15 protein-coding genes are annotated in these 12598 nt (G+C 61.9%); 7 read left to right on the top strand and 8 right to left on the bottom strand.

Translation table 11 applies throughout. The features are described 5' to 3' along the window. Nucleotides 1-525 precede the first annotated feature (525 nt). Nucleotides 526-657: a hypothetical protein gene (locus tag ACE10X_RS02095; RefSeq protein ID WP_276325890.1), complete on the top strand. Its 132-nt coding sequence runs from the start codon at nucleotides 526-528 to the stop codon at nucleotides 655-657. A 32-nt stretch (nucleotides 658-689) separates the two neighbouring features. Here ACE10X_RS02095 and ACE10X_RS02090 read toward each other — a convergent pair whose 3' ends face one another. Together ACE10X_RS02090 and ACE10X_RS02085 are read right to left on the bottom strand one after the other, a co-directional pair. Next, the gene (locus ACE10X_RS02090) at nucleotides 690-1130 is read right to left on the bottom strand and encodes a hypothetical protein (RefSeq protein WP_375763986.1); all 441 of its coding nucleotides are present in this window, start codon (nucleotides 1128-1130) and stop codon (nucleotides 690-692) included. A 155-nt stretch (nucleotides 1131-1285) separates the two neighbouring features. After that, nucleotides 1286-1459: a hypothetical protein gene (locus tag ACE10X_RS02085; RefSeq protein WP_157788191.1), complete on the bottom strand. Its 174-nt coding sequence runs from the start codon at nucleotides 1457-1459 to the stop codon at nucleotides 1286-1288. 118 nt (nucleotides 1460-1577) lie between these two features. On the opposite strand from ACE10X_RS02085, the gene ACE10X_RS02080 reads away from it, so the two are divergent. From ACE10X_RS02080 to ACE10X_RS02070, 3 genes are all read left to right on the top strand, one after another. Then, nucleotides 1578-2009: a transposase gene (locus ACE10X_RS02080; RefSeq protein WP_375762907.1), complete on the top strand. Its 432-nt coding sequence runs from the start codon at nucleotides 1578-1580 to the stop codon at nucleotides 2007-2009. Then, on the top strand, nucleotides 2006-2362 hold the full coding sequence (gene tnpB, locus ACE10X_RS02075) for an IS66 family insertion sequence element accessory protein TnpB (protein WP_063980520.1): 357 nt from the start codon (nucleotides 2006-2008) through the stop codon (nucleotides 2360-2362). The genes ACE10X_RS02080 and tnpB (ACE10X_RS02075) overlap by 4 nt, the downstream gene beginning before the upstream one ends. 122 nt (nucleotides 2363-2484) lie before the next feature. Further along, nucleotides 2485-3963, top strand: a complete 1479-nt coding sequence (locus tag ACE10X_RS02070; protein ID WP_375764599.1) for an IS66 family transposase — start codon at nucleotides 2485-2487, stop codon at nucleotides 3961-3963. A 199-nt stretch (nucleotides 3964-4162) separates the two neighbouring features. On the opposite strand, the gene ACE10X_RS02065 is transcribed toward ACE10X_RS02070, so the two are convergent. The 3 genes from ACE10X_RS02065 to ACE10X_RS02055 form a co-directional block, all read right to left on the bottom strand. Then, complete coding sequence (locus tag ACE10X_RS02065; RefSeq protein WP_375762910.1) at nucleotides 4163-5800, bottom strand: IS66 family transposase; 1638 nt, start codon at nucleotides 5798-5800, stop codon at nucleotides 4163-4165. A gap of 70 nt (nucleotides 5801-5870) precedes the next feature. Next, nucleotides 5871-6218: an IS66 family insertion sequence element accessory protein TnpB gene (tnpB, locus tag ACE10X_RS02060; RefSeq protein ID WP_375763985.1), complete on the bottom strand. Its 348-nt coding sequence runs from the start codon at nucleotides 6216-6218 to the stop codon at nucleotides 5871-5873. After that, the gene (locus tag ACE10X_RS02055) at nucleotides 6215-6619 is read right to left on the bottom strand and encodes a transposase (protein ID WP_038388979.1); all 405 of its coding nucleotides are present in this window, start codon (nucleotides 6617-6619) and stop codon (nucleotides 6215-6217) included. The genes tnpB (ACE10X_RS02060) and ACE10X_RS02055 overlap by 4 nt, the downstream gene beginning before the upstream one ends. A 1035-nt stretch (nucleotides 6620-7654) precedes the next feature. Here ACE10X_RS02055 and ACE10X_RS02050 point away from each other — a divergent pair. After that, on the top strand, nucleotides 7655-8038 hold the full coding sequence (locus ACE10X_RS02050; protein WP_244435842.1) for a hypothetical protein: 384 nt from the start codon (nucleotides 7655-7657) through the stop codon (nucleotides 8036-8038). Nucleotides 8039-8331: 293 nt separating this feature from the next. Here ACE10X_RS02050 and ACE10X_RS02045 read toward each other — a convergent pair whose 3' ends face one another. Then, nucleotides 8332-8574: a hypothetical protein gene (locus ACE10X_RS02045; RefSeq protein ID WP_038385672.1), complete on the bottom strand. Its 243-nt coding sequence runs from the start codon at nucleotides 8572-8574 to the stop codon at nucleotides 8332-8334. A gap of 522 nt (nucleotides 8575-9096) precedes the next feature. Further along, nucleotides 9097-10110 carry a 1-aminocyclopropane-1-carboxylate deaminase gene (locus ACE10X_RS02040; protein WP_304498254.1) on the bottom strand — a complete coding sequence of 338 codons (1014 nt, stop codon included), beginning with the start codon at nucleotides 10108-10110 and terminating at the stop codon, nucleotides 9097-9099. 161 nt (nucleotides 10111-10271) lie between these two features. Between ACE10X_RS02040 and ACE10X_RS02035 the strand changes: the two genes are divergently transcribed. Further along, a complete protein-coding gene (locus tag ACE10X_RS02035; RefSeq protein ID WP_038385674.1) occupies nucleotides 10272-10736 on the top strand; it encodes an Lrp/AsnC family transcriptional regulator in 465 nt (154 codons plus the stop codon). A gap of 185 nt (nucleotides 10737-10921) precedes the next feature. After that, nucleotides 10922-12094: a LysM peptidoglycan-binding domain-containing protein gene (locus ACE10X_RS02030; RefSeq protein WP_375763984.1), complete on the top strand. Its 1173-nt coding sequence runs from the start codon at nucleotides 10922-10924 to the stop codon at nucleotides 12092-12094. A 20-nt stretch (nucleotides 12095-12114) separates the two neighbouring features. Here the strand turns inward: ACE10X_RS02030 and ACE10X_RS02025 are convergent, their stop codons facing one another. Beyond that, complete coding sequence (locus ACE10X_RS02025; RefSeq protein ID WP_063709688.1) at nucleotides 12115-12495, bottom strand: cytochrome c family protein; 381 nt, start codon at nucleotides 12493-12495, stop codon at nucleotides 12115-12117. Between the last annotated feature and the right edge of the window lie 103 nt (nucleotides 12496-12598).

Raw genomic sequence — 12598 nt, 5'->3', positions numbered from 1 at the left:
CACACTCCCCAACCACAACCTATCATAGGAGGCGAAGAAATTCATCCGCAAGTGGAGCGCGGCTTGGACTTTGGTCCTGCAGCCACGCAAGGCCGCCGCGGATGAGGCAATCGCCACACCCTCAGGTTACAGAACCTATGTTCTTATTTTGTTCCTATGTCAATCGGGGTGCTGTCCGTATTTAAGCCCCCGTGTCCTAAGTTGATTTTCGGAGTGCCCAAATTCGGATTAAGCGAATGGAAACCAAGGGTTGGCCGTTGTTCTCGGTAGAGCTACTGAGGCGGTTTGGTGAATGTTCTGCCTACGGCGAACATTTATACGTCCATCAAATTTGACTATACAGTTTATGCCAGTGCGGCAGAATCAGAGGGGCGAAATGGCGGGAAGAGAGGGGGCTTTCCGGCCCAAGGTGTTCTCCGTGGGTGAACGGACCGGAATGATCCGGATAGGCTCATCAAGAGTTCTTTAAAGTGGCCCTGCGACGATCTTCAGCATTGGCTGAATGAGCTTAAGGATTGCCCATTCATGAAAGGGCTGTTCATTGCAATAGGCGTCATCGCCGGCCTTTTCATCGGCGATCAACACTTCAACCACGGTCAATACACGGACACCGTGCAGCGCATGGTGGCTCAGATGAGGCATTCCTTCGGAATATAAGGCCGCCTCAGTTGAACGGATGCCAGTCGCCGTTAGTGCGATTTATATGCCGTGATGATTTGGGCGAATTCGTCGTCATCATCGACTGTCACTAAACCGATGATCATCCAGCCTGCGCACAAGCCGAGAACCATCAACGTCATCTTTAGCCACGGTCTCATAGAAGCTAATATGCTCCGAGAACCAGCTATTTTCCATCCCACCGGTCGTTTGGCGCTCTCCGTATTAGGCCCCAGTGGGCCATTGGATGTTTTGGCCCCATCAATTTCCATGGTCGCCATCTGTTCTTGATTTAGCTCAACGAGCGGAACAACGGCGGCATCCGGGGATTCACGTAGGTGAACCGGGTTTCCTTGGCCTGATTTTGATTTGAGCGCTAAAGTGCGCACGCTCGCTCGAAACACCTTTGAGGGGAGAGTCATGAAGTCAATTTTCAGAATTGCTTTGGCCTTAGCTATTTTTGCCGGTTCCACCGCGACCTACGCGCAGACCCCAACCACACAGAAGGCCGCGACCGGCCAAAAGGGCGCCGCTAAAAACGCGAAACGAACTTCCATGCATGATGGCTGCCATAGCAGGGCGGCCCAAATGTCGGGAAAGCCTTGCCATTAACGTAAAGGAGGCCGCCTCAGTTGGCGGCCTCTTCCTCGTCCTGTTCGGCCAAAATCTCTTTGTCGAGTTCGAGTTTCTTAATCAGCCGTTCGATTTCCTTGACGCCGATCTGTCCGGTCACGAGCAAGCGGAAACTGGCATCCTTCGCCAAAAGCCCTGTTGTTAGTTCGCGTTCGCCAGCCATCAGCATGACCTTTTCCTTGACCTACTGGCGCCGCTTGGAGGTAAGCGTCGTTCCGCTCCCACCTTCTCGCGGCACATGGGATAGGCGAGTTTCACGATCTCTTTGAAGGGATCGGCTTGTGTCTATGTTTGACCATACGCTTAAGTCGGACGTGACGGCGCGCCGGCTGGAAGTGATCACGGAGACGGGACGCCGTCGTTGGTTCTCCAAGGACGAGAAGGCCCGGATCGTCGAGGAGACGCTGGTACCAGGCGCGGTCGTTTCCGAGATTGCCCGGCGACACGGGCTGACCCCACAACAAGTGTTCACCTGGCGCCGGCAAGCACGCCGGTTGCCGACGCCGATGGCTGACGATCCGCCGTTTGTACCGGCGGTGGTAGACGCCATGGTACCGGCCGTGGCTGTTGGCCATGAGCGCAAGACAGCGCGACGCAAGGCCAAGCCGGATGTCGAGGGCATCGAGATCGAAGCCGAAGGCGTCACTATCCGGGTCGGCCGAGGCGCCGACGTGACGATGATTGCGGCCATCGTCCATGCGCTGAAGGCAAGCCGGTGATCGGCCCGTCCGGAACTGTCCGGGTGATGGTGGCAACCAAGCCGGTCGACTTCCGCAAGGGAATGGAGGGGCTTGCGATGTTGGTACGCGAGCACATGAAGGCCGATCCGTTCTCGGGTGCTGTTTATGTGTTCCGTGCCAAGCGGGCAGACCGGATCAAGCTGATCTTCTGGGATGGTACGGGTTTGTGCCTGTTCGCCAAGCGGCTCGAGGAAGGCGTCTTCCGCTGGCCGAAGATCGAGGATGGCGTGATGCGTTTGTCGGCGGCGGAATTGTCGGCGCTGCTCGAAGGACTTGATTGGCGGCGTGTCCACGCGGCACGGGAGACGGTCGTGCCGACGCAAGCCGGATAATTGTGGGCCGCGCTGCGGCGAAGTGAATCAGGGGCATCGAGCACGTCGTCAGGCGGGCGCGAATATGCTCTGATTTGCCTGTGAGCGATAACCTTCCTGATGATCCCGAGACGCTGAAGGCGATGCTGCTTGCCGAGCGGCACGAGAGCGAGCGGCTGCGCCAGATCATCAAGGAGTTGCAGCGTCATCGCTTTGGCCGGAAGGCAGAGTCGCTTCCCGAGGAGCAGATGCTGCTCGGTCTCGAGGACGTCGAGCAGGTTGCGGCCTGTACGGAAGCCAGCCAAGACGAGACAGCTCCGGAAGGCCGGGCGGAGCGCGCACGCAAGCGCCGCAACAATCGCGGAGCACTACCGGCGCATCTGCCGCGGATCGAGGTCGTGGTCGACCTCGATGCCAAGACCTGCCCCTGCTGCAAGGGCGACCTGCACCAGATCGGCGAAGACAAGAGCGAGCGGCTGGACATGGTGCCGGCGCAGTTCCGCGTTGTCGTCACCCGACGTCCCAAATACGCCTGCCGAGCCTGCGAAGATGGCGTCCTGCAGGCCGAGGCTCCGGCCCGGTTGATCGAGGGCGGACTGCCGACGGAGGCAACCGTCGCCCAGGTTCTGGTGTCCAAATATGCCGATCATCTGCCGCTCTACCGGCAGGCCCAGATCTATGCCCGCCAGGGCATCGCTCTCGATCGATCGACACTGGCGGACTGGGTTGGGCATGCCGCCTTCCATCTGCGCCCGCTGCATGAGCGCCTTCTCACGGTGCTTCGAGCGAGGTCCAAGCTGTTCGCCGACGAGACGACGGTGCCGGTGCTCGATCCCGGTCGAGGGCGTACCAAGACCGGCCAGCTCTGGGCCTATGCCGCCGACGACAGGCCCTGGGGCGGCCTTGATCCGCCCGGCATCGCCTATGTCTATGCACCCGACCGCAAAGCCGAGCGGCTGTTCAGCCATCTTGCCGGCTTCAAGGGCGTCCTGCAGGTCGATGGCTACAACGCCTACCCAAAGCTTGCCGGACGTGGCGAGGTCGAACTCGCCTTCTGCTGGGTGCACATGCGGCGCAACTTCTACGAACTCGCGACAGCCGGCCCCGCTCCGATCGCGAGCGAGGCGCTGAAGCACATCGCCGCATTCTATGCGATCGAGAAGGAGATCCGCGGCCGCAGCGCGGAGGAGCGTCGCCTCGTGCGGCAGCAGAAGAGCCGACCACTGGCCGATGCCTTCGAGGTATGGCTGCGCACCAAGCTGGCTCTCATCAGCCAGAAGATCAAGCTCGCCGAGGCCATCCGCTACGCCCTCTCGCGCTGGCAAGGCTTAACGCGCTTCATCGATGACGGCCGCATCGAACTCGACAACAATACTGTCGAACGATCAATCCGTGGTATCAAGCTCAGTCGCAAGAACGCGCTGTTTGCCGGATCCGACGGCGGTGCCGAACATTGGGCTGTGGTCGCGTCCCTGGTCGAGACTTGCAAGCTCAACGACGTCGATCCGCTCGCCTATCTCACCGACGTCCTGACCAAAATCATCAACGGGCATCCAAACCGCGACATCGACCAGCTACTGCCCTGGGCCTACCGCGCTCAAGCCCTCAAAGCCGTGGCCTGAGAACGACGCTTACGCTTGGAGAGGGGACGCGGACGATGGGCGCTGCGACGCAGCCCCATCCATTTCGCTCTCTTCCCCGGCCACACCCGGCCTCAACCTCGTTGATCACAAGTCGCCCGGCGATCTCATCTCGTAAAAAAGAAACGGCCCCAGCGAGGCATCAGGCGTAAGCATCCGATGAGGACCGCGTAGCGGTCACTCAGGCTGCTTTTTCGGCTCGCTTGTTTCGGTCACGCCAATTCCACGGAAGCAGTTCATCGAGCTTTTGGGCTGGATGTGCGGCGATGCGCGCCAGGACGTCGGCGAGCCAGGCTTGAGGGTCTACGTCGTTCATCTTGGCAGTGACGATTAGGCTGTACATCATTGCGGCACGGTCGCCACCGCGGTCGGAGCCGCAGAACAGCCACGACTTCCGTCCCAGGGCGATGCCGCGCAGGGCTCGTTCGGCGGCGTTGTTCGACAGGCAGATGCGGCCGTCGTCGAGGAAGCGGGTGAACGCACTCCAGCGCTTGAGCATATAGTCCATCGCCTTGGCGACATCGTTGCGCCGCGAGAGCTTGGCGCGTTGCTCACGCATCCAGGTTTCCAAACCGGCGACCAGCGGCGCGCTGAGCTCCTGGCGGACGGCCCGGCGCCGTTCGGGCGTCTCGCCGTTGATGCCTCGCTCGATCTCGAACAAGGCGTCGATCCGGCGGACTGCTTCCAGCGCCAGAGGCGAGATCACCGCTGGCTTTTTGCCCTGCATTTTGCGGCGCGCATTCTCCGCCAGATCAGCCATCACGAAGAACGGCCGTCTGGCATGGACCCAGCATGCGGCTTCCAGGATCGGACCTGCGTTGCGGCCCGAGTTGTAAAGCTTGCCATAGCCGCCATAGGCGTCGGCCTGGAAGATGCCGCTGTAGCCGGCCAGATGGGCCTGGGGATGCTCGCCGGCGCGATCGCGTGAGTAATAAAACACTGCCCCCGGTGGGGCCTGCCCGCCAAAAGGCTTGTCGTCGCGCACATAGACCCAGATTCGGCCGGTTGAGGTCTTGCCTTTGGCCAGGACCGGCACCGTAGTGTCGTCGCCGTGCAGTCGCTCGGTACTCAGCACATGGGCCTCGAGGCGCCGGAACAGGGGCGTCAACGCGACCGTACAACCGCCAACCTGGTCGGCGAGGGTCGACAGGCTGATCGGCACGCCCTCCCTGGCATAGCGTTCGGCCTGCCGGTTCAGGGGCTGGTGCTGGCCGAACTTCTCGAACAGCACCATCGCCAAAAAGCTCGGACCGGCCCAACCACGAGCGATGACGTGGAATGGCGCCGGCGCCTGACTAATCTTCTCGCAATCACGGCAGGTGAACTTCTCCCGGACGTGCTGGATCACCTTCCAGGACTTCGGGATCACCTCCAGCGTCTCGGTAATGTCCTCGCCGAGCTTGGACAGCCGCGAACCGCCGCAGCAGGCGCATGAGGTCGACCCTGATACAATCACACGCTCGCGGGGCAGATGATCCGGGAATGGTTTGCGGGATGGCCGCTGGCGGGTGAACGACGCCACGGTGGTGGTATTCGTGATCCTGGATGCGGCCATTTCGGCGGCCAGTTCATCTTCGGTCGCTGAGGCCTCGAGCTCCTCCAGCGTCATTTCAAGTTGATCCAGCAGCCTTGCGGTACGCTCCGAGCGAGGGCCATGACGATCACGGTTTAGCTTTTCGATCTGCAGCTTCAGGTGGGCGATCAGCGCCTGGTCGTCAGACTGTTGGGCGCGAACGCCGGCAAGTTCGGCGCGCGTTGCCAGCAACGCCGCCTGCAGCGCCTCAATGTCTTCCGGCAGCTTCTCGGCACCGTCACCCATGCACCGATGGAATCACAAAAGCCGCGATTTGGCGCGGGCTTTTTGCAATCTCACGGGATTATTGCGTAACCTATCCGGCGCTCTGCGGCCGCCAGCTGTGTTGCGGGTTGCGCCAGTCGATCGCCTCCAGCAAATAGCCCATCTGAGCTACGGTCAGCGACACCACGCCATCCACCGTCGCTGGCCAGATGAAGCGCCCACGGTCAAGCCGCTTGGCGTAAAGCGATAGCCCGACCCCGTCGTGCCAAAGCGCTTTGATCAGTGTGCCGGCACGACCACGGAACACAAAGACGTCGCCGGCAAAGGGATCTCGCCCCAAGCCCTCCTGCACCAGCAATGCCAGACCCTGCATGCCTTTGCGCATGTCAGTATGACCGGTTGCGATCCAGATTCTCGCCCCCGCTGCGATCGGGATCATCGCCGCTCCAGCAGATCCAACACGCGAGACAACGCGGTCATATCAACGCCGGCATCTACGATCACTCGATAAGCTCTAGCCGAGACAATTTCGATGCGCCCGCTCGCTGACGTCGCTAAAGCTGTCGGCTGCGCTGGCGGCTGGTCCGGCATCACCATCGCCGGCACAAAGCTAGGCTGAGGCTCTTCATCACCGCTCGCTTGGGCCCCAAACGATCGCCGCCAAGTCAACAGCAGCGAGCGCGAGATGCCGTATCGCCGCGCTGTCGATGAGACGGACCGTGGGGTCTGCAGGCTCTCCAAAACGATCTTGAGCTTCTCATCATCGGTCCACCGACGACGCCGGCCAGTCTCAACAACCTCGAACCGTTCAACCTGAGTACTGCCCTTATTGCTGTCCATAAGGACTGTTACACAGCACTCGACTTAAGCCGACAAGGCGGCCCTCACCGGAGGGAGACCATCAGGCCGGGGCCGAGTTGCACTTTGTCGTCCCAGCGCTCGTCCAGCGCCGGGCATGCGGCAACGGCAATTGCCCTTCCCGTATTCCAAATGAAACGGCCGCAGCATCCCGTGTGAATCAAAAGGGGGCCGCACCAAAATGCGGCCCCCGCTGAACAGCCACTCAAAATGCCCCTACCTCTCAGCAGAGGGCTGTAGCTCTCGCCAATATTTAGACTTTTAACGATGTTGTGGATTCCGGGCCATTACGGACCTGTTTTCAAGTGTCCTAATTCCCCGCTGCGAGTGTCCTAACTAGGACAGCACCTCAATCGGGTGCTGTCCGTATTTAAGCCCCGTGTCCTGAGTTGGATTTCGGAGATTACTGAGCAAAATCCCCAAAGAAACGGCCCCAGCACCCTTGGAGGGTAATGCTGGGGCCGTTCTCATTCCTGTCCGAGCCGCCGCCGTCGGTAATCGGGCTAGCCCCTCTGGGCCTCAAAAAATTGTCCTTAATGAAACCTTCCCTGCCCAGTGACGCGATGATCCAATCAAAGCGTGAGCCAGTCAATTAACTTGGGTAAATCAAAGGTAAAGAAATCGTCCGGATGCTTAACGGGCCGGGCCGGGTGTCCTAATTCCCGGCTGCGAGTGTCCTAACTAGGACAGCACCTCAATCGGGGTCCTGTCTGTTTTCAAGCCCCCGTCCTAAGTTGGATTTCGCAGTCCTGATTCGGATTAAGCGAACTGAAACCGCAACTCGGTCAATGTTCTCAGTGGGACAACCGAGACAGCCATCGGATGTTCTGGCCCCATCAATGTCCATGGGACACCATTCGTTCTTGATTTAAGTCAATGAGCAGAACAGAGGGGCATCCGGGGTTCTCCGTCGGTGAGCGGAGTTCCAGCCTGTTCGCTGCTTTCGTCCCCCGTCGCATTCCACACGGAATACCCCGCCATCGCAGGGGTTGGAAGCTGAGGGAGGTCGAGCACGCCATGGAAAGCGAAAGCACGCCTTCAAGGCCGGGTGAAGCCGCATGGGAAGCGTTGACATTCGATGAGCCGGTCAACGTCGCGCTAGCCATCTGGGCGGCGCTATTGGTGGCCCACGTCATCGCGGCGTCGGTGTATTATTGGCGGGAGCAGCGCAGCCCGGAATGGTTGGCCGCCCTTGCGATTTTGGCATACTTGCCGATCTTGGTGCCGATCATCTGTCTTGGCCTTGCCTTTAAATATCTGATCCGGCCGACGATCGGACAAACAAGACTGTTTCGGCGAAGGTCCGATATCAACGGCGTCGTTGAGCAAGGCCACCTCAGTCATGGCGTCCCATCTCCAGACAAATCGCTACAAAGGCGCTCAGGCTCGCCACTTCCATAGAAACACGGCCCCAGTGCCGGGGGACACTGAGGCTATCGCAAGGTGCACTTACGCGAACAGAAGCCACGCTATGCTGGCAAGAAGCCCGATGAACGACATTGCCAAAACGCTGGCGAAGGCAATCTCCACACCATCTATCCGCTCAGAATGCAATCGCATCAAACCGCCCCTCCGGCGAAAAGGGATTGAAATTCTGTAACGGATTGCAGGCGTCCTGGTTCCTTGCAGCGAGTGTCCTACACCAGGACAGCACCTCAATCGGGGACATTTCCCCTTCGCCGCGAAGGCGGACGCTATTGCGGCTCCCCAACCGAGGAGCGCGCCGGCGGATTTGGTTCGCTGAACCAGTACCAGGATGCGAGGGCATGGACGCCGACGCCGATCAGGAAGATGCCGGCGTAGAGTTCGACCGCGTGATTCATCGCCAGCAGGCGGGCATGCGGCGTGGCACCCTGGCCCTGGTAGACCCAGAACCAGTGCCCCACGGCGACGATGCCAACGCCGAGCGCGGCGGCGGCTCGGCCGAATGCATTCATCCTCACGCGATGGTCTCCCAACTCGCCCGGCCCGGCAAAAATACCGGGCGAAGCTGACGCGGACCTGACGTGGGACATGGAACGTAGCCCGGATGGAGCGCAGCGAAATCCGGGATAGTCCCCGAACGGCACGGGCCCCGGATTGCGCTTCGCTGCATCCGGGCTCTTCTCCTTCCCCCTGAAAGGGGGAAGGTCGGGACGGGGGTCAGCCGCAGGCGACGCTGCAAGCGGAGAAAGCAGATCCCCACACGCTTTGCTCTGCGCGCAAAAGGGGAGGCGAGAATGCGTAGCCCGGATGGAGCGAAGCGAAATCCGGGATAATCCCCGAACGACACGGGCCCGGATTACGCTTCGCTGCATCCGGGCTACGGCTCTTCTCCTTCCCCCTGAAAGGGGGAAGGTCGGGATGGGGGTCAGCCGCAGGCGACGCTGCAAGCGGAGAAAGCAGATCCCCACCCGCTTTGCTCTGGCGAGCAAAGCGACCTCCCCTTTTCAAGGGGAGGTGAGAATGCGTAGCCCGCCTCACCCGTTCCTGAACGCGTAGGCGTAGCCGTTGAGCGCCGGCGCGCCGCCGAGATGGGCGTAGAGCACTTTCGATCCGGCCGGGAAATAGCCCTTCTGCACCAGGTCGATCATGCCCTGCATCGACTTCCCCTCATAGACGGGGTCGGTGATCATGCCTTCCAGCCGCGCGCTGAGGCGGATCGCCTCCTTGGTCTCCTCCGACGGCACGCCGTAGGCGGGATAGGCGTAGTCCTCGATCAGCACGACATCATCCTCGACGATGTCGCGGCCGAGCTCGACCAGCTTTGCGGTGTTCTGCGCGATCGACAGCACCTGTGCCTTGGTCTGCGCGGGCGTGAACGAGCCATCGATGCCGATCACGTTGCGCGCGCGCCCGTCGGCGGCGAAGCCGACCAGCATGCCGGCATGGGTCGAGCCGGTCACCGTGCAGACGACGATGTAGTCGAACTTGACGCCGAGCTGACGCTCCTGCGCGCGCACCTCTTCGGCGAAGCCGACATAGCCGAGCCCGCCATATTTGTGCACGGAAGCGCCGGCCGGAATCGCGTAGGGCTTGCCGCCCGCCGCCTTCACTTCCTCGATCGCCTGCTCCCAGCTCTTGCGGATGCCGATGTCGAAGCCTTCGTCGACCAGCCGCACATCGGCGCCCATGACGCGCGAGAGCAGGATGTTGCCGACGCGATCATAGACCGCGTCCTCATGCGGCACCCAGCTTTCCTGCACCAGCCGGCACTTCATGCCGATCTTGGCCGCGACCGCCGCGACCATGCGGGTGTGGTTCGACTGTACGCCGCCGATCGAGACCAGCGTGTCGGCGTTGGAGGCGATCGCGTCGGGGATGATGTATTCGAGCTTGCGCAGCTTGTTGCCGCCATAGGCGAGCCCGGAATTGCAATCCTCGCGCTTGGCATAGAGCTCGACCTTGCCGCCGAGATGCTTTGACAGCCGATCGAGCTTCTCGATGGCGGTCGGCCCGAATGTGAGCGGATAGCGCGCGAACTTCTCCAGCATGCTGGCATCCTCTTTGGTGGTCTGGAACGGCGGCCACAGCTATCACCCCTGGAGCGAAAGGTGCTCTCTAACTCAGCTTGAGGAATTACCGGAAATTGCTGGATTTGCCACGGATGATATGTTTTCTCTCACAAAACCGCTCAACCGCGAGAGATTCTTTCATGGCCGCGCGGCTCGACCGCATCGACCTCAAGATGTTGAGATTGCTGCAGAAGAACGGCCGTCTCAGCAATGCCGAGCTGGCCGAACAGGTCGGCGTCAGCCCCGCCACCTGCCATCGCCGGACGCAGGCGCTGTTCGACGACGGGTATCTCAGCGGCGTCCGCGCCATGGTGGCGCCGCGCAAGCTCGGCAAGGGCACACTGGTCATGGTCGGCGTCGTGCTCGACCGCTCGACGCCGGAAAGCTTTGCGAGCTTCGAGCAGGCGGTGGCGAAGCTCAAATGTGTGCTCGACTGCCACCTCGTCGCCGGCGATTTCGACTACTTCCTCAAGATCCGCGCCGGCGACGTCGACGACTTCAAACGCATCCATGGCGATCAGCTGATCGCGCTGCCCGGCGTGCGGCAGACCCGCACCTTCTTCGTCATGAAGGAGGTGGTGGACAATGCGGCGCTGGAGTTCTGAACCTGACGGGATCCCGGCGCGGGCGAGCGCCGTGAGCCGCCAGGTCGGCCGGCCTGCCCGAGAGAAGTAATCCCTTCATCCGACTTGATGGCCGGCGCAAACCGGCGCAGTCTGTTCGGGAATCCCCGCGGGGTGCGGGATCGCGCGCGCGGACGCGCGGGGGCATTGATCCGCGGATGACAATCATGAACGCCACGGCGATTCGACTGGTCATACCGTTGCTGGCACTTGCCGCCGGCGGCACGGCGGCGCTCGTCTTCGGCATCCGCCAAACCCAGCAAATCCTGGGCGGGAACACGCCTTTGACGGCGACGGCACCATCCGCACCGGCCGCTCCCGCGCGAAATCAAGACGCACGAAACCAGGACAAGACTGCGCTGGCAAAGGCGCAAAGCGAGACCGCTGCCTTGGCCGGAGCGCTGGCGGGGCCGCCGCCGGCACCAGGCGGCGGCGCGGTGCCGGAATTCGACGTCGTCAACATCGAACCGACCGGCGAGACCGTTGTCGCCGGCCGGGCGCACCCGGGCACGACGGTGGAACTGCTGCGCAATGGCGAAGTGCATGATCGCGTCGTGGCGGACAAGTCCGGCCAGTTCGTCATGGTCCCGCGCCCGCTTCCGCCGGGAAACTATGACCTGACCCTGCGCATGACGCGTGACGGCAAGCAGGTGACCTCCACCCAGAGCGTGGCAGTGGCGCTCGAGGCTGCGACAAGGGAGCGGCCGATGGTGGCGCTGATGGCACCGGACAAACCGGTCCGCGTGCTGTCGCAACCTGCGGCCACGGCGCCGGCGGCTGGGAAAGTGGCCATCGAGGCCGTCGAGACCGAACCGGACGGCAAGCTCCATGTGAGCGGTCAGGCAGCTCCCGGCGCGACCGTCAGGCTCTATCTCAACGGCAGTTTGATCACGTCCGCGACAGCCGACGAGAAGGGGTACCTCTCGGTCACGATCAACAAGGGCGTGACCGCCGGCAATTATCAGGTGCGGCTTGACGACGTCGACCCCACCTCCGGCAAGGTCCGCGCGCGTGCCGAGGTGCCGTTCAACGTTCCGGACACGATGACGACCGCATCGATCCCGGCATCGCAAGCCTCGTCCGCCCGTGCGGATATGGCCAAACCGCAGCTCGCCGCAGCGGCAACCGCCACCGCATCTGATGTGAAGTCCCCCTCCGCCGTGATCGTGCCGAAGATCACGACGACCACCGTCGCCCGCGGCGACAGCCTGTGGCGGATCAGCCAGCGCGCATTCGGCGCCGGACAACGCTACGCCGTGATCTATCGGGCCAACTCGCAGCAGATCCGCAATCCCAATTTGATCTATCCCGGACAGGTCTTCGTCGTGCCGGCAAGGTGAGACCGGCGTTCCGCCAACGGTCACTTGCCGGGGGATTTCAGGAACGCCACGATCCTGGCGCGATCCTCCGCCGAGCGCACGCCGGTATACGGCTTCATGCCGTTGCCCGACACCACGGCCTCGGGATCCTCGATAAAGCGCAGCAGCGTGCTCTCATCCCAGACGATGTCGGATGATTTCATCGCCTCCGAATAAGAAAAGCTCGCAACCGATCCCGCCTTGCGGCCGACGACATTGTGCAGGTTCGGGCCGACGCGGTTGTCGCCGTCCTTGACGGTGTGGCAGGTGCGGCAGGAATTGTTGAACGCCTGCTCGCCGGACACGCCCGCATCCTGACCATGGGACGGCGACAGCGCCAGCGACATCAATCCGCAAACGACGACGATGAATCCCGGCCGCATCGATCACTCCGTCGGCAATTGCGCCAACCCAACAAGCAGGCGCGCGCAGCACCACGTCTCGGGTGCCATGCGGTCAACGCAGAGGCCGCGTGAAAGGTCCTCT

Origin of the sequence: Bradyrhizobium sp. Pha-3 (assembly GCF_042258325.1) — a bacterium.
In the GTDB taxonomy this organism is placed as follows: Bacteria; Pseudomonadota; Alphaproteobacteria; order Rhizobiales; family Xanthobacteraceae; genus Bradyrhizobium; species Bradyrhizobium elkanii.
Note: the sequence above shows the minus strand (reverse complement) of the source record. Positions and strands in the feature narration are given on the sequence as shown.